Raw genomic sequence first — 13829 nt, forward strand, 5'->3', positions numbered from 1 at the left:
AAAAAACTCTTAACTCTTTTAAAGAGTTAAGAGTTTGTAATTGTCTAATAAAAGGCACATGCCTGAACAACCTTAGTGCTGCTACCTTCCGGTCCTGACACAATTCAGAGGTCAGACATTGCCCAACAAATATAATAGCGTATTTCGCGTGAGATTTCTACTATTGACTATTTTTCTTCTGAATTATTTTTGGCTTCCTTTTGCTTTTTGCGAATTGCCCGAAAAAAGTCTGTCAGTATCTGACTGCACTCATCTTGATATAGTCCCCGAATAACCTGAGGATGATGGTTAAATTTTTCTACGGTAAACAGGTCAACTACACTGCCGGCAGCTCCTGCTTTTGGGTCCATCGCTCCAAAATAAACATCCTTGATTCTGGCGTTGATAATCGCACCGGCACACATGGGACAAGGTTCGAGTGTTACGAATAAACTGCAGTCGATCAATCGCCAAAAGCCAATATTTTTGCAAGCTTCACGAATGGCAATCATTTCTGCGTGCTGCGTTGCATCTTGATCAAGCTCACGCCGATTGTATCCTTTACCAACCACTTGTCCATCAGGTGCAACCACAATTGCTCCGATTGGCACCTCATCTTGTTTCTCAGCTTTTTTAGCTTCAATAATGGCTAACTGCATATACTTCTTTTTTTCGTCATTAGAAAGCAATAATTCTCCCCCTCAGAAGATTGATTACTACTCATCATAACAAAAAAACAATCGCTTGGTTAACGATTGTTTTTCATTTTAACTTATAAAGTACTAATGTTGCGATTTCTAAAGTAATGGTAGAAAAAGATTCCTTCTACAATCATGTAGAGAGCAGTTAAACCTGCTGGAGTAGCTGTTTCGTTATCGCCTAAAATCCAACCAAACATAAAAATACCACCAATAATGAATAAAACTGCGGCTAAATACTTAATAAACTTTTTCATAACAATTCACCCTTATAACTTTATTCTTGTTTCCGCTACCATTATAAAAAGCAAAAATATGAAAACAAAGCATTTTTGCAAAGTCTAATACTACTCTAATGATGGCTTCAGCGCTTTTTATTTAATTCATTATTTAATTATTATTTTTTTGCTTTTAAGATGTAATAACCCTTATCTCTTTGCAAAATTTCGCAGTTGCCAAAAGTAGCTTTTAATAATTTGCGTGCGCTTGGTTCGCCCTGCTTTTTTTGAATTACCACAAGTAAAATGCCGTCTTTTACTAAATGATCAGCTGCACCCGCTAAAATTGCAGAAACGACTTTTTTACCGGCACGGATTGGTGGATTAGTGATAATTAAGCCAAATTTTTTGCTTTTATCCACCTGTGCATAAACATCTGAAGAATAGATTTCTACATTATCGATGTGATTAAGCTGAGCATTTCTTTTAGCCAATTTAAGGCCACGCTCATTAACGTCGACCATTTCTACGGTCTGGTTTGGCCAAAACTTTGCCGCAAATAAGCCTAGTGGACCATAGCCTGTCCCGACATCAAGAATTCCGGCATCCGGAAAAGTCACATTGTGCATAGCCTTGATGAGTACGCCTGAGCCATAGTCAACCCGCATTTTTGAAAAAACGCCTGCATCAGTATTGAATTTTAAATCCACATCCGCCACGTGGTAATCCACAACATGTTCATCATGGGCAGCATCAGGATTTACGGCAAAATACATTTGATTCTTTTCTGCACTCATTTTCTATCTCCTTTATTTTTAAGCCAGTCCTTAAAATGATGCCATTCACTGCTGTTTTGTTGTTCTTTAATAGCCTGAATTTGTTCCTTCAAGTCTTCGTTTTGTTGAGCTAAATCATCATTTTTTTCAAGTTGATTTAATTTTTTAAGGATTAAATTTAAACTTTTTTGTGTTTCGCTCTGCGTTGTGACTGAATTTTTTCTCATAAAATATGTCGTCAGAGAACTGGAAACCATTCCCATCATGCCAACGCCAATGATAATCATGACTAAAACAACGAATTGTCCCATCATTGTATGCGGTACAATTGTATGCGTTGAAATATCGCCATAACCTACTGTGCTGGCAGTTGTTATTGCCCACCAAAATGCTCGATTAAGAGGAACATGTTCAGTAATTGAAAAAGCAACTGCACCCAGCATCATAAAAGCAATACTGAAATAAAGCATGTACAGGATGCCATTGGTGTGCAATACTTCACGTAATTTTCCAATCAACCCGGCCAATCTGATTAAGCGCAAAAGTCGAAAATAGAGATAGACATCGCTTACTTGAGCAAATTTCATCCAGCTAAACGCAACTCCTACTGGAATGATTGCCAGCAAATCAAAGATATTGTCGCGAACAAAAGCTCGCTTATCCTTAGCAAAATGAAGTCGCCAGAAATAATCAATCGCAAAAATCACCAAAATTAGGTTATTAACCCAAAACCATTTGCTATTCTCACCATTGATATCAATAACTGAAGCAAAATCCAATATAATCAGGACAATTGCAACTACTGCCAAAGCAGCCATTGTCCATTTATAAGTTTTAGCTTGAGTATAGGTATTATCTTTAAACATACTTTTATTTTAAAGAAAAGAATGGACTCTGCAAAGAGCAGAGTCCATTCTTTTTATAATTTTGCCTAACGGCATCAATTATTTAAGGGTTACAGTTGCGCCAACGCCTTCAAGTTGTTCCTTGATCTTGTTAGCGTCATCTTCTGAAGCGCCTTCCTTAACGATAACTGGAGCACTGTCAGCCATCTTCTTGGCATCAAGCAAGCCCTTGCCAGTGATGTCACGAAGTGCCTTGATAACCTTAACCTTTTCTTGACCTGCTTCAGTCAATTCAACGTCAAAGCTTGACTTAGATTCAGCAGCACCTGCAGCACCTGCAGCTGCAACTGGTGCAGCAGCTGAAACGTCAAATTCATCTTCAATAGCCTTTACAAGGTCGTTCAATTCAAGAATTGAAGCGCCCTTTAAATCTTCAATAATCTTATCCTTATCTAAAGCCATTATAAGTATCCTCCGAAATTTTAGAATTTAGATATTTATTTACAATAATAATTATTCTGCTGAGCCTTCGTCTTCAGACTTAGAATCAGCAACTGCCTTAACAGCATATGCAACCTTGCGAATAGGATCTTGTAAGCAAGAAACAAGCATTGAAAGCAAACCTTCGCGGCCTGGAATAGCAGCGAGTTCTTTGATTTCGTCTTTTGAAGTTAACCTGCCTTCAAGCATACCACCCTTGATTTCGATAACGTCGAAATCATCTTCGTACTTAGAAACGATACGAGCTGGTTCAGTAACATCATCAGCGTTATCAGTGTAGATAACAGCAGTAGGACCAACGAAAGTATCGTCAAGGCCTTCGATGCCAGCCTTAGCAGCAGCACGCTTCAAATAAGTGTTCTTGATAACTCTCATCTTAACGTCGTTATCACGAAGTTCCTTACGCATGTTGGTTACTTCTTCAACAGTCAAACCTAAGTAGTTGATAACCAAGATAGCCTTAGCATCCTTAAGTTCATCGGCAAAAGCATTAACAAGATTTTCTTTTTCTGCAATAGCAGCTTTACTCAATTGATTTCACCTCCATGATGACATTAATAAATTCTATAAGGCCTAAAAAAACTCCATGCCGAAAGACATGGAGCATTAAAATCTTCATTATCTTCTGGCCTCGGCGGGATTTTGAGGCGTCATGCCACCCGAGTCTTAGGTAGAATTTACTTTAAATAGTATAACAGCCTATTTTGCTTCTGGCAAGGAAATCTTTTAAAATTCTAGATTGTTTTCTCTTCGGTGGCATTAGTTAATTCATTTAATTCACCAGTAGTCTTGTAAACAACCCACATTGCCAAATTAACAATATGATCACCAATTCTTTCAAGCAATCTTGTTACGACAAAATAGCTTGAAGAAGCAACTGCTGCCGAAGGATCGTTTTCAATTCCGTCAACAATCAGTTTTCTAGCCTTAACATAATCCTCGTCAATAGCTGCATCTCTTGATGCAACATCTTTGGCCATCTTTTCGTCATCCTGGACATATGCAGTTAAAACTTGAATCAACATGTGTCTGACATTATGAGTCATGTTTGAGATGATCTCCTCAACATCCGGAATTCGTGGATTGCCTTTTACTCTGATTGTTTCAAGAGCAATACTCATCGCATTTTCCCCGATTCTTTCCAAATCAGTTGTTGCTTTCAAAATACTGATCACTACTCTAAAATCGGTCGCAACAGGTTGCTGCAGAGCCATTAGCTTCAATGCTTTCTTTTGAATATCCAAAGATTCATGTGGGATTTTTTCTTCATCATCGACAATTGACTGTGCTCGCTTTTTATCGTGAGCGACGAATGCTCTAGTTGCATGATCAATTTCATCATTAACTAACACACCCATTTCCATAAATTGGGTATTCAATTTCTTTAATTCATCTAAAAATATTTCGTGCATCTTATTTCTCCATTGGTTTAACCAAAACGACCGTTAAGGTAATCACTTGTAATTTGCTTTTTAGGTGCAATGAACATTTCTTCAGTTTTGCCTGCTTCAATTAAATTGCCGTTCATCAAAAAGGCTGTTTGATCCGAAATTCTACCGGCTTGCTGCAAGTTATGCGTAACCATGATAAACGTATATTTACGCTTCAGGTCCATTAAAGTTTCTTCAACCTCAGAACTTGAAATTGGATCAAGAGCACTCGTAGGCTCATCAAGCAAAACCACTTTTGGCCGAATCGCCAACGCGCGTGCGATACAAATTCTCTGCTGTTGTCCGCCGGAAAAAGCTTGTGCATTGCGTTTTAAATTATCTTTAGTTTCTTTCCAAATTGCGGCCTGTTTAAGACTTTCTTCTACTCGCTGATCAATTAATTCTTTATCTTTAATACCGGCAATTCTCAAGCCATAAGCAATATTGTCATAAACTGAGAACGGAAACGGAGTTGGTTGTTGAAATACCATGCCAACTTCTTTACGCAATTCAACTAAATCCATTTTAGGGCTATAAATATCTTGTCCTTCAAACAGAATTTTTCCAGTAATGTTGATATTTTCAATATCATCATTCATTCGATTCAAGCAGCGCAAAAAAGTGGATTTTCCACACCCTGAAGGTCCAATCAAAGCGGTCAATTCATCTTCATGAAAGTTCAAACTAATGCCATGTAATGCTTCATAGCTGCCATAACTCAGTTTGACATCTTTTGCAGTAATAACGTCCTTCATTATCTTTCCTTTATCCAAAACTACCCTGAATGTAATCTTCTGTTAACTTGCCTTTAGGATTGGTAAAGATCTCATCTGTTGAATTATACTCAATAACATGTCCTAAATGGAAGAAAGCAGTATACTCACTGATTCTTGAAGCCTGCTGCATATTGTGCGTAACCATGACCATCGTATAATTGGAACGCAGTTGTTTCAAAGTATCTTCCAATTTTGAAGTAGATACGGGATCTAACGCACTAGCTGGCTCATCAAGTAAAAGAATCTCAGGTTTGACTGCTAAAGCCCGAGCAATGCAAAGGCGTTGCTGCTGACCGCCGGAAAGGGCCAATGCGCTTTTATCAAGCTTATCTTTTACTTCATCCCAAAGAGCAGCAGCACGTAAACTTTCTTCAACAATTTGATCCAATTCCTGTTTATCGTTTTGACCATTAGCCTTTAGGGCATAGGTAATATTTTCACGAATTGATTTTGGAAAAGGATTTGGTCGCTGAAAGACCATGCCGATATTCTTCCGTAATTCATAAACATTGATATTCTTCTGATTTACGTCTAAGCCATGGAACATAATTTTGCCATCAACTCTAGCTACCTGATCATTCATTCGATTTAAGCAACGTAAGAAAGTCGATTTCCCTGACCCAGAACCACCAATTAAAGCGGTAATCGTATTTTTCTTAAATTGTAAACTGGCATCAAACTGTTTTTGAATCGTTCCTCCATAAAAAACACTTAAGTTTTCGGTATAAAGGGCACGATCTTTTTTATCAAAAGTTTTAATATAACTTGGTTGATCGATAATTTCCATTCGCACCACCTACTTTGCTTTAGCTGCTGTCAGCTTTTGGTACAGCTTATTACCTAAATAACGTGCACCTAAGTTGAACAAAATAACTACAATCACTAATAAAGCTGAAGTTGCAGCTGAAACAACGGTTGCATCTGGAATAATACCTTCGGTATTTACTTTCCAAATATGAACCGCTAAGGTTTCGGCTGGACGCATAACATTTAAAAAACTGGTTGGACTAAATGGATTCCAGTTAGAGTAATCAACAGTTGATCCACTTTGTCCGGCTGTATAAATTAAGGCAGCTGCTTCACCAAAAATTCGGCCGGCACTCAAAATCAATCCAGTTAGTATTCCTGGCAATGCTGCTGGAAGAACAATGCCTCGAATCGTTTTCCAATTAGACAGACCTAAAGCAAGCCCCGCTTCACGCTGAGATTGTGGTACGCCATTTATTGCCTGCTCCATGTTGCTTGTCAAAATTGGCAAATTGAAGAAGGTTAAAGCTAGTGCACCAGAAATAATTGAGAAGCCTAAACCAAATTGAACGACAAATAGTAAATAGCCGAATAAGCCCACAACAATTGATGGCAATGAACTTAGAATTTCAATCGTCGTTCTAATCAAACTGGTAAACCAATTATCACTTGCATACTCAGATAAGTAGATTGCGGCTCCTAAAGCAATTGGAAAAGAAATGATTGTCGTCAAAATCAACAAATAAATTGAATTAAACAGCTGATCCCGAACGCCGCCCCCTGCTTGATAAGAAGAAGCCTCAAATGTCAAAAAGTGCCATGAAAGATGCGGAAGGCCGGTCCATAAAATATTTCCAAGGATGCCTGCCAAAATCAAAACTACAATGGCTACCAACCAGTAAATAACCCAGGTAGCGATTTTATTAGTATTTTTCGCCTTCATTATTTGCTGACCTTTCTACCAACTAATCTAACCAAGAAATTAAACACTAATGACATAATAAGCAAAAGCAGAGCTAATGACCATAAAGCATTATTCGGCAAAGTTCCCATTACTGTATTGCCCATTTGACTAGTCAATTGACTTGTTAAAGTAGCTGAAGGACTAATCAAATTTGCTGGCATGAGAACCGCATTACCAATAACCATTTGAACAGCTAATGCTTCGCCAAATGCTCTCGCCATTCCAAAAATTACCGCCGTTAAAATCCGCGGCGTAGCCACCTTTAAAGTTACTTTATGAATTGTCTGCCATTTTGTTGCTCCTAAGGCAGATGAAGCTTGACGAAATTGCTTAGGAACTGCCTTTAAGGCATCAACCGTTAAGGAGGTAATCGTTGGCAAAACCATCACAAATAAAACCAGAGTAGCCGCTAAAATACCAAACCCGGTTCCACCGAAGATTTTTCTAATCGTTGGCACAATAATGGTTAAACCCAAAAATCCGTAAACCACGGACGGAATCCCTACCAACAGTTCAATGACAGATTGCAAAAAGCCGGCACCCTTTTTGGATGTATATTCAGTCATAAAGAGTGCTACTGCGATTGCAAATGGTGTCGCCACAATTGCAGCCAGCAAGGTAACGGCAAATGATGTGACAATCATTGCAGCAACGCCGACGTGATTTTTACCTTCACTTGGATCCCAGTCAGTTGAAGTTAAAAAGTGAAATACATTGACATGATCACTAACAAAAGTAGATAATCCGTGGACACCAATAAAACCAATTATAGAAATAACCAACACGATAATGAGGCCGATTGCTGCATAAGTTAAACCTTTGCCCCAATATTCTTGGTGCGTTTCTTTAGAAGGTTGCGTTAGCTTTTTGATATTGACATCGTTAGGACCAATTTGATTTATCTTAACGTGTGGTACTTGTTGTTCAGCGATTGCTTGATCAACAACTTGTTTTAATTCGTCTTTTTTCTTCATTTTCCTTTAGTTGCCTATCTTAGTAACTTGATTGTTGCTATCTCTTTCTACCTTCATATCCTTAATACTTAAATAGCCGATCTTCGGAATTAAATCCTCCTGTACTTTGCTTCCTAACATGTAATCAATAAAGTCTTGCGTTGCTTGGCTTGGCTTTAGCTTCGTGTACATATGCTCATAACTCCAAAGTTGCCATTTATTCGTCGTGATATTTTGATTGGTGGGTTGGATGTTATCAATACTCAATTTTTGAATATTTTGATCATTTGCATAAGGGAAAGAAATGTAGCTAATTGTTCCCGGCGTTGAAGCAACAATCTTTTTTACTGTTCCATTAGAATCTTGTTCTTGCGCAGCAACCGGCTTTTTGCCTTTAAGGACGATATCTTCAAAAGTAGTCCGAGTCCCGCTGCCTTTGGAGCGATTAATAACAGTAATTGACTCATTTTTGCCGCCGACTTGTTTCCAATTAGTAATTTCACCAGTAAAAATCTTTTGCAGCTGCGTTAAAGATAAGTTTTTAACACCAACATCTTTATTGACTATTGGAACAATTCCAACGACAGCGATTAAATGATCCTTAAGCTTTTTTGCATTAATTCCACTTTGCGTTTCGGCAAAAACATCGGAAGTTCCAATTTGGACTGCACCGGCTTGAATTTGACTTAATCCAGTACCAGATCCTCCACCTTGAACTACAATATTGCTGCTTGGATGTGCAAGGCGATAATCATTGCCGGCCTGTTCAGCAAGCAATTGCATCGCACTTGAACCAACAACCGTAATTCGTGAACTATTATTTTGGCATCCAGTTAAAAAAAACAGCAGTAATAAACAAACTGTAATTATTCCGCCAAAGTGATGTTTATGCATGAGTGGCTCCTTTTTACTTACTTAAATTCAATTAATGATACCATAGAAAAAAAGCGCCTCGCAATATACGAGACGCTTTTATTGACTAATTTTATTAAACTAGTTCAAGTTTAATGGATCAAGCTTGATCCCTGGGCCAAAGGTTGCTGAAACAGCAACACTCTTGATGTATTGGCCCTTAGCTGATGCAGGACGAGCACGTAAGATTACGTCACGTAAAGCATCAAAGTTTTCTACTAATTGATCAGCAGTAAATGAGACCTTACCAATAGCAGCGTGAATAGCAGCTTGACGGTCTAGACGGTATTCTACTTGACCAGCCTTAACGTTCTTAACAGCCTTTTCGATGTCCATAGTTACAGTGCCAGTCTTAGGGTTTGGCATCAAGCCCTTAGGTCCAAGGATACGACCTAAACGACCAACCTTAGCCATCATCATAGGGGTTGCTACAACAACATCAAAGTCCAAGTAACCGTTTTGAATCTTTTCAACTAATTCATCAGAACCAACTTCGTCAGCACCTGCGGCCTTAGCTTGTTCAGCTTGTGGACCTTCAGCGAATACGATAACCTTTTGGGTCTTACCAGTACCGTTAGGTAAAACAAGTGAACCACGAATTTGTTGGTCTGCTTGCTTAGGATCAACACTCAAGTTGTAAGCAACTTCAACTGAAGCGTCAAAGCCTGCATATGAGGTTTCCTTAACAAGTTCCATAGCTTCTTTTACTGAGTAAAGCTTATTTGAATCTACTTTTTTAGCAGCTTCTAAATATTTCTTACCATGCTTTGGCATGTGATTTCCTCCTTGTATATGTGGTCAAACGAGTTTTCTCTGAACTCTCCCACCTAATGTGTTACTTAAGTTCCTAAATAACCGGATTAGTCTTCGACTTCGATACCCATACTTCTAGCGGTACCTTCAACCATGCGCATAGCAGCTCCAACATCAGCAGCGTTAAGGTCTTTCATCTTAGTCTCGGCAATTTCCTTGACTTGGTCCTTAGTTACCTTACCAACTTTCTTGGTATTAGGTTCACCAGAAGCCTTCTTGATCTTAGCAGCTTGCTTAAGCAAAATAGCTGCTGGTGGAGTCTTAGTAATGAATTCGAACGAACGATCTTCATAAACTGTAATAACTACAGGGATAATCATGCCTTTTTGGTCAGCAGTTCTAGCATTGAAGTCCTTAGTGAAACCTACAATGTTAATACCAGCTTGACCCAAAGCAGGACCAACTGGAGGTGCAGGTGTTGCAGCACCAGCTGGGATTTGTAACTTAACTACGTTAATAACTTTCTTTGCCACGGTCAAAACCTCCTTGATTCCGTGATGCGGTTAAAATGGGGAATTTACCTACTTCTCCTCCCACAATAATAAACATACTTTAGTATCTTACCATGGTTTAACCGCAATTACAACAACTAATTATCTAGTTTATTCTTCATCAAGCTTCTTTACTTGATCGTAATCTAATTCAGCTGTCGTTGCTCGACCAAACATGTCTACTGAAACATAAAGCTTGTATTTATCTGGTTGAATATCGGTGATCTTACCAACTATGCCGTTAAAGGCACCTTCAGTAATCGTAACTTGTTCACCCAATTCGAAGTTGACAGTTGGCTTCTTCTTTTCTGGTTGACCTTGTTGGTTAAGCAAACGTTCTACTTCTTCTGGAAGAAGTGGTGAAGGTTTGGAACCACCACCATGAGAACCAACGAATCCAGTAACGTTTGGGGTATTTCTAACGACGAACCAGCTTTCATCAGTCATTACCATTTCAACCAAAACGTAGCCTGGGAAAATCTTTTCTTCAACTTCTTGTTTTTTGCCACGAACAGTTTCAACCTTTTCTTCTTCTGGAACCATTACGCGGAAAATGTAGTCTTGCATTCCCATACTTTGTGCACGTGACAATAAGTCAGACTTTACTTTGTCCTCATAGCCAGAATATGTGTGTAAAACATACCATTGTTTTTTTGCTGTTTCGACCATTTAAATAATTCTCCTTAAATTATTGCAAACAAAAAAACCTCGCAAATGAGGTTTTCTTAATCAGTTAACCATATTATACCACGGTCTGATTTTGTTAGCTATTATTATCTGCTTTACATAACTGCTTGAGTCAATGCACTGAAAGCCCAGTCAAGTGCACCTAAATAAATGGCAAACAAAATTGAACTCACAATAACAGTCATAGTATCGTGACGATTTTGTTTGTAAGTTGGCCATGTAACTAATTTCATTTCATGTCTCACACTCTTAATGAACTTAAACATTCTCTTACCTCGTTTCTTTATGTAAAGTCATCTTGCCGCAATGTTTGCAAAACTTTTTCAATTCAAGTCGCTGAGTGCGATTTTTGCTTGCGGTGATTGAGTAATTACGTGACCCACAGACGCTGCAGGCTAGGGCTGCTTTTCTAACTGCCATAATCTCACTTCCAAACTTAAATTATTTTAACAGGATTAATTCAATAAAGCAATTAGTCTTAATTTGTAAACAAATCTGGATGCCGAGTTTGAAAGGCTGCGATTTTTTGATAACTATGACTAATTTCTTTTTCTACCTCACGATAGATAGGGATCAATTCTTGATAAATTTTTACATCTTTACCATTTGGAAAATAAACTTTATCTTCTTTAACAAAATTGCCAATTTCATTTAGCTCATGATTCATCCTTAGAGCAAGACGCGCTAAAAACGTGGCCGCCAAAGTACCACTTTGATTGTTTTTCAATGCGGTGACTGTCAGATTAAAGACGTTAGCCAGCATTTGTCTAACAAAATTGCTTTTTACAAAACCACCCGTAACTCTAATCGTTTGTGGCTTGCCAATATTTTCCGTGATAGCATGTGAGGCCCCTAACAGATTAAAAACAATACCCTCGATAACGCTGCGTGCTATCTGCGGTTTAGTATGATTACGCGTTAGTCCGACAAAAGAGCCTTTAGCATCAGCATTCCAAATGGGTGCCCTTTCTCCACCTAAATATGGATGAAAAATCAGACCACCACTGCCAGCAGGAACAGTCTGAGCAATATTCAAGAAATCTTTGGCTGTTTCATCAGCATTAAAAATTGTTTTGCGTGCCCATTCAAAAATAATCCCGCCGTTATTTACCGGTCCGCCAATTAAATATGAATTATTATTTGCCGGGTAGCAAAAAAATCTGGTCTTTTTATCAATCACTGGCTTGTTTACTAGCGTTCTGACTGCTCCTGATGTGCCGACATTAAGGGCAAAATTATTTTTATTTAAAACACCGACACCGATTGTAGACAAGTAACCATCGCTCGCTCCTAGTACGATTACCGTGTTGAAATTTAAATTTAATTTTTGACGATATTCATCATTTATCCAAGAAATAATTTGGGTTGGGGTGGTTAATTTGGGCAATTGTTCTGTATCCAAATCTAACTGAGCTAGAATTTCTTTATCCCATATTAAAGTTTTTAAATTAAGCATCCCGCTGCCGGCCGCCATAGGAATGTCTTCCCATATTTCACCAGTTAAGCGATAAATTAAATAGTCTTTTATTCCTATCCAGTATTTTGCTTTTTTATAAAGCTGATGATTATTCTCCTTAAGCCACAACAATTTATAAACTGGTGCCATCGGATGAATCGGCATGCCGGTGTGTAGATAAATTATTTTTGCAAGGCCAGTTGCTTTGGCCTTAGCAACTGTCTCTTCGGCACGATTATCCGCCCAAGTGATGCTGTTAGTTAATAATTTTTTATTTTCATCTAAACCAATCAAGGAATGCATCTGGCTTGACCAGGAAATTGCCAAAATTTTGCCATTCGCTTTTTGGGAAAGTTTATAAATAATTTGCTGAACAGCATCAAAAATCACTTCTGGATCTTCTTCGGCCTGACCAATTTCATCTTGAATCAAAGGATATGGAATGCACATTCCAAAAATTTGACTGCCATTTTCATCATAAAGCACGCCTTTGGTTGCGGTCGTGCCAACATCCATGCCAATTATGTAGTTCATATTTTTTGAATAAAACTTCTTCCAATATTTAGATAATTAATTTTCAAAATTATAGCAGATTATAAAAAAGAGCACAAAAAAACAGCTACTAATCAGTAGCTGTCATGGTGGTCAAACAAAGCGTAACCACTGTGCGTAGAACATTGTTTTTAGTCGGATTTACTTCTTAAGATTTTCGTTGACGAAGGCTTTAACTTTATCGTCAGAGTCTTTCAAAAATGGAAGCATATCTTCCTCCGTCTTCATGGTATCTCTACCATTCTTTTCCATGAAATAGTCCCAAAGGGCATCTCTAACTGGTAACTTTGAATCGCTCCAGTCAAAAACTTCGTTCATGTGACGGTCTAACAATGCAGTCTTAATAATTTCGTCTGTCATCTTAAATTACCTCCTAAAATATTCTACGAGATATATTATACCAAAGATAGCAGTTATCAGCTAGCGATTACTGTCCATTTACTTAACTTGATCAAAGACTGCTTTCAATAATTTTTGATAAGCACGTTGACCTGCGCGCTTGATTTTCTCAATTGACATATTATATTTTTCTGCTGCTTCTTCAATTGTGTAATGACCTAAAAAGACCTTCATCGCAACCAATTCAGGATCAGACAAATTTCTGAAAAAATCAGCTAAGTTCTCCATATTCGCAACCGTAGCAATTGGCTGTTCAATCGGCTCAATTATTTTGTTGCTATCACATTCAATTAAAGCCTCAAGTGATAACATAATTTCATTTCCAATTCTGCGGCTGGTTGTACGGTAGCGCAATAAGTCAACTGCTCGATTGTATAATCGCTTCTTATAAAAAGTTCCAAACTTGCCTCGATTTGGATTGTAGCTGTCAACTGCATCTAAGCAAACAATCAGTGCTTCTTGTTCCCAGTCGTCATCATCAAAGTCGCGGAAGTAGAATTTTCTTCTACTCTTTACAACTAACGGACGATATTTTTCAAATAATTGCAATAATGCTTTTTCATCGTCTTGACGTGCTGCACTGATTAATTTTGCTTCTTTCTTTGCATGGATCATAATTATTTACCCTCGCT

At 38.1% G+C, this 13829-nt stretch carries 20 protein-coding genes, 1 other RNA gene and 1 other annotated feature; all 21 genes read right to left on the bottom strand.

The window, feature by feature from the left end; all coding sequences use genetic code 11:
• Window positions 1-35 precede the first annotated feature (35 nt).
• The 21 genes from ffs to B2008_RS06625 all read right to left on the bottom strand — a co-directional run bounded on the left by ffs (window position 36) and on the right by B2008_RS06625 (window position 13812).
• Window positions 36-135, bottom strand: an RNA gene (gene ffs, locus B2008_RS06525) — signal recognition particle sRNA small type.
• Between the two features lie 32 nt (window positions 136-167).
• Window positions 168-668: a tRNA adenosine(34) deaminase TadA gene (gene tadA / locus B2008_RS06530; protein WP_281829154.1), complete on the bottom strand. Its 501-nt coding sequence runs from the start codon at window positions 666-668 to the stop codon at window positions 168-170.
• An 83-nt stretch (window positions 669-751) separates the two neighbouring features.
• The gene (locus B2008_RS06535) at window positions 752-934 is read right to left on the bottom strand and encodes a hypothetical protein (protein ID WP_281829152.1); all 183 of its coding nucleotides are present in this window, start codon (window positions 932-934) and stop codon (window positions 752-754) included.
• Between the two features lie 140 nt (window positions 935-1074).
• Complete coding sequence (locus B2008_RS06540) at window positions 1075-1692, bottom strand: class I SAM-dependent methyltransferase (protein ID WP_281829150.1); 618 nt, start codon at window positions 1690-1692, stop codon at window positions 1075-1077.
• On the bottom strand, window positions 1689-2537 hold the full coding sequence (locus B2008_RS06545; RefSeq protein ID WP_281829148.1) for an ion transporter: 849 nt from the start codon (window positions 2535-2537) through the stop codon (window positions 1689-1691). Before B2008_RS06545 ends, B2008_RS06540 begins: the two co-directional genes overlap by 4 nt.
• A gap of 78 nt (window positions 2538-2615) precedes the next feature.
• A complete protein-coding gene (gene rplL / locus B2008_RS06550) occupies window positions 2616-2978 on the bottom strand; it encodes a 50S ribosomal protein L7/L12 (protein ID WP_281829147.1) in 363 nt (120 codons plus the stop codon).
• Window positions 2979-3029: 51 nt separating this feature from the next.
• Entirely contained in the window at window positions 3030-3548 is a 519-nt protein-coding gene (gene rplJ, locus B2008_RS06555; protein WP_281829145.1) for a 50S ribosomal protein L10, read from the bottom strand.
• A gap of 36 nt (window positions 3549-3584) precedes the next feature.
• Window positions 3585-3706: a sequence feature (ribosomal protein L10 leader region), on the bottom strand.
• Between the two features lie 45 nt (window positions 3707-3751).
• Entirely contained in the window at window positions 3752-4429 is a 678-nt protein-coding gene (phoU, locus tag B2008_RS06560; RefSeq protein ID WP_006351869.1) for a phosphate signaling complex protein PhoU, read from the bottom strand.
• Window positions 4430-4446: 17 nt separating this feature from the next.
• Window positions 4447-5202 carry a phosphate ABC transporter ATP-binding protein PstB gene (gene pstB / locus B2008_RS06565; RefSeq protein WP_281829143.1) on the bottom strand — a complete coding sequence of 252 codons (756 nt, stop codon included), beginning with the start codon at window positions 5200-5202 and terminating at the stop codon, window positions 4447-4449.
• A 10-nt stretch (window positions 5203-5212) separates the two neighbouring features.
• The gene (gene pstB, locus B2008_RS06570; RefSeq protein WP_281829142.1) at window positions 5213-6010 is read right to left on the bottom strand and encodes a phosphate ABC transporter ATP-binding protein PstB; all 798 of its coding nucleotides are present in this window, start codon (window positions 6008-6010) and stop codon (window positions 5213-5215) included.
• Window positions 6011-6019: 9 nt separating this feature from the next.
• On the bottom strand, window positions 6020-6913 hold the full coding sequence (pstA, locus tag B2008_RS06575; RefSeq protein WP_281829141.1) for a phosphate ABC transporter permease PstA: 894 nt from the start codon (window positions 6911-6913) through the stop codon (window positions 6020-6022).
• Complete coding sequence (pstC, locus tag B2008_RS06580) at window positions 6913-7908, bottom strand: phosphate ABC transporter permease subunit PstC (RefSeq protein WP_281829140.1); 996 nt, start codon at window positions 7906-7908, stop codon at window positions 6913-6915. Before pstC ends, pstA begins: the two co-directional genes overlap by 1 nt.
• Window positions 7909-7914: 6 nt before the next feature.
• The gene (locus tag B2008_RS06585; RefSeq protein ID WP_281829138.1) at window positions 7915-8781 is read right to left on the bottom strand and encodes a phosphate ABC transporter substrate-binding protein; all 867 of its coding nucleotides are present in this window, start codon (window positions 8779-8781) and stop codon (window positions 7915-7917) included.
• Window positions 8782-8880: 99 nt separating this feature from the next.
• Window positions 8881-9573, bottom strand: a complete 693-nt coding sequence (gene rplA, locus B2008_RS06590; RefSeq protein ID WP_281829137.1) for a 50S ribosomal protein L1 — start codon at window positions 9571-9573, stop codon at window positions 8881-8883.
• A gap of 86 nt (window positions 9574-9659) precedes the next feature.
• Window positions 9660-10085 (bottom strand): 50S ribosomal protein L11, encoded by a 426-nt coding sequence (rplK, locus tag B2008_RS06595; protein WP_281829136.1) that lies wholly within the window; start codon window positions 10083-10085, stop codon window positions 9660-9662.
• Between the two features lie 129 nt (window positions 10086-10214).
• Window positions 10215-10772, bottom strand: a complete 558-nt coding sequence (nusG, locus tag B2008_RS06600) for a transcription termination/antitermination protein NusG (protein ID WP_281829134.1) — start codon at window positions 10770-10772, stop codon at window positions 10215-10217.
• 113 nt (window positions 10773-10885) lie between these two features.
• Window positions 10886-11056, bottom strand: a complete 171-nt coding sequence (secE, locus tag B2008_RS06605; RefSeq protein ID WP_281829132.1) for a preprotein translocase subunit SecE — start codon at window positions 11054-11056, stop codon at window positions 10886-10888.
• Window positions 11057-11060: 4 nt separating this feature from the next.
• Window positions 11061-11210 (bottom strand): 50S ribosomal protein L33, encoded by a 150-nt coding sequence (rpmG, locus tag B2008_RS06610; protein WP_006351880.1) that lies wholly within the window; start codon window positions 11208-11210, stop codon window positions 11061-11063.
• A 58-nt stretch (window positions 11211-11268) separates the two neighbouring features.
• Window positions 11269-12780: a gluconokinase gene (locus B2008_RS06615; RefSeq protein ID WP_281829131.1), complete on the bottom strand. Its 1512-nt coding sequence runs from the start codon at window positions 12778-12780 to the stop codon at window positions 11269-11271.
• A 159-nt stretch (window positions 12781-12939) separates the two neighbouring features.
• Complete coding sequence (locus B2008_RS06620; protein WP_281829129.1) at window positions 12940-13158, bottom strand: hypothetical protein; 219 nt, start codon at window positions 13156-13158, stop codon at window positions 12940-12942.
• Between the two features lie 78 nt (window positions 13159-13236).
• Window positions 13237-13812, bottom strand: a complete 576-nt coding sequence (locus B2008_RS06625; RefSeq protein WP_006351883.1) for a sigma-70 family RNA polymerase sigma factor — start codon at window positions 13810-13812, stop codon at window positions 13237-13239.
• Window positions 13813-13829: the final 17 nt, after the last annotated feature.

Source organism: Lactobacillus sp. UBA5813 (assembly GCF_002417895.1).
Classification (GTDB): domain Bacteria; phylum Bacillota; class Bacilli; order Lactobacillales; family Lactobacillaceae; genus Lactobacillus; species Lactobacillus amylolyticus.

Coding starts and splice junctions, on each gene's coding strand:
- pstC (WP_281829140.1), bottom strand. CDS start 7,908: ATGAAGAAAAAAGACGAATTAAAACAAGTTGTTGATCAAGCAATCGCT.
- rpmG (WP_006351880.1), bottom strand. CDS start 11,210: ATGGCAGTTAGAAAAGCAGCCCTAGCCTGCAGCGTCTGTGGGTCACGT.
- B2008_RS06540 (WP_281829150.1), bottom strand. CDS start 1,692: ATGAGTGCAGAAAAGAATCAAATGTATTTTGCCGTAAATCCTGATGCT.
- B2008_RS06545 (WP_281829148.1), bottom strand. CDS start 2,537: ATGTTTAAAGATAATACCTATACTCAAGCTAAAACTTATAAATGGACA.
- B2008_RS06615 (WP_281829131.1), bottom strand. CDS start 12,780: ATGAACTACATAATTGGCATGGATGTTGGCACGACCGCAACCAAAGGC.
- B2008_RS06585 (WP_281829138.1), bottom strand. CDS start 8,781: ATGCATAAACATCACTTTGGCGGAATAATTACAGTTTGTTTATTACTG.
- B2008_RS06625 (WP_006351883.1), bottom strand. CDS start 13,812: ATGATCCATGCAAAGAAAGAAGCAAAATTAATCAGTGCAGCACGTCAA.
- phoU (WP_006351869.1), bottom strand. CDS start 4,429: ATGCACGAAATATTTTTAGATGAATTAAAGAAATTGAATACCCAATTT.
- pstB (WP_281829142.1), bottom strand. CDS start 6,010: ATGGAAATTATCGATCAACCAAGTTATATTAAAACTTTTGATAAAAAA.
- rplA (WP_281829137.1), bottom strand. CDS start 9,573: ATGCCAAAGCATGGTAAGAAATATTTAGAAGCTGCTAAAAAAGTAGAT.
- pstA (WP_281829141.1), bottom strand. CDS start 6,913: ATGAAGGCGAAAAATACTAATAAAATCGCTACCTGGGTTATTTACTGG.
- rplL (WP_281829147.1), bottom strand. CDS start 2,978: ATGGCTTTAGATAAGGATAAGATTATTGAAGATTTAAAGGGCGCTTCA.
- pstB (WP_281829143.1), bottom strand. CDS start 5,202: ATGAAGGACGTTATTACTGCAAAAGATGTCAAACTGAGTTATGGCAGC.
- B2008_RS06620 (WP_281829129.1), bottom strand. CDS start 13,158: ATGACAGACGAAATTATTAAGACTGCATTGTTAGACCGTCACATGAAC.
- nusG (WP_281829134.1), bottom strand. CDS start 10,772: ATGGTCGAAACAGCAAAAAAACAATGGTATGTTTTACACACATATTCT.
- B2008_RS06535 (WP_281829152.1), bottom strand. CDS start 934: ATGAAAAAGTTTATTAAGTATTTAGCCGCAGTTTTATTCATTATTGGT.
- secE (WP_281829132.1), bottom strand. CDS start 11,056: ATGTTTAAGTTCATTAAGAGTGTGAGACATGAAATGAAATTAGTTACA.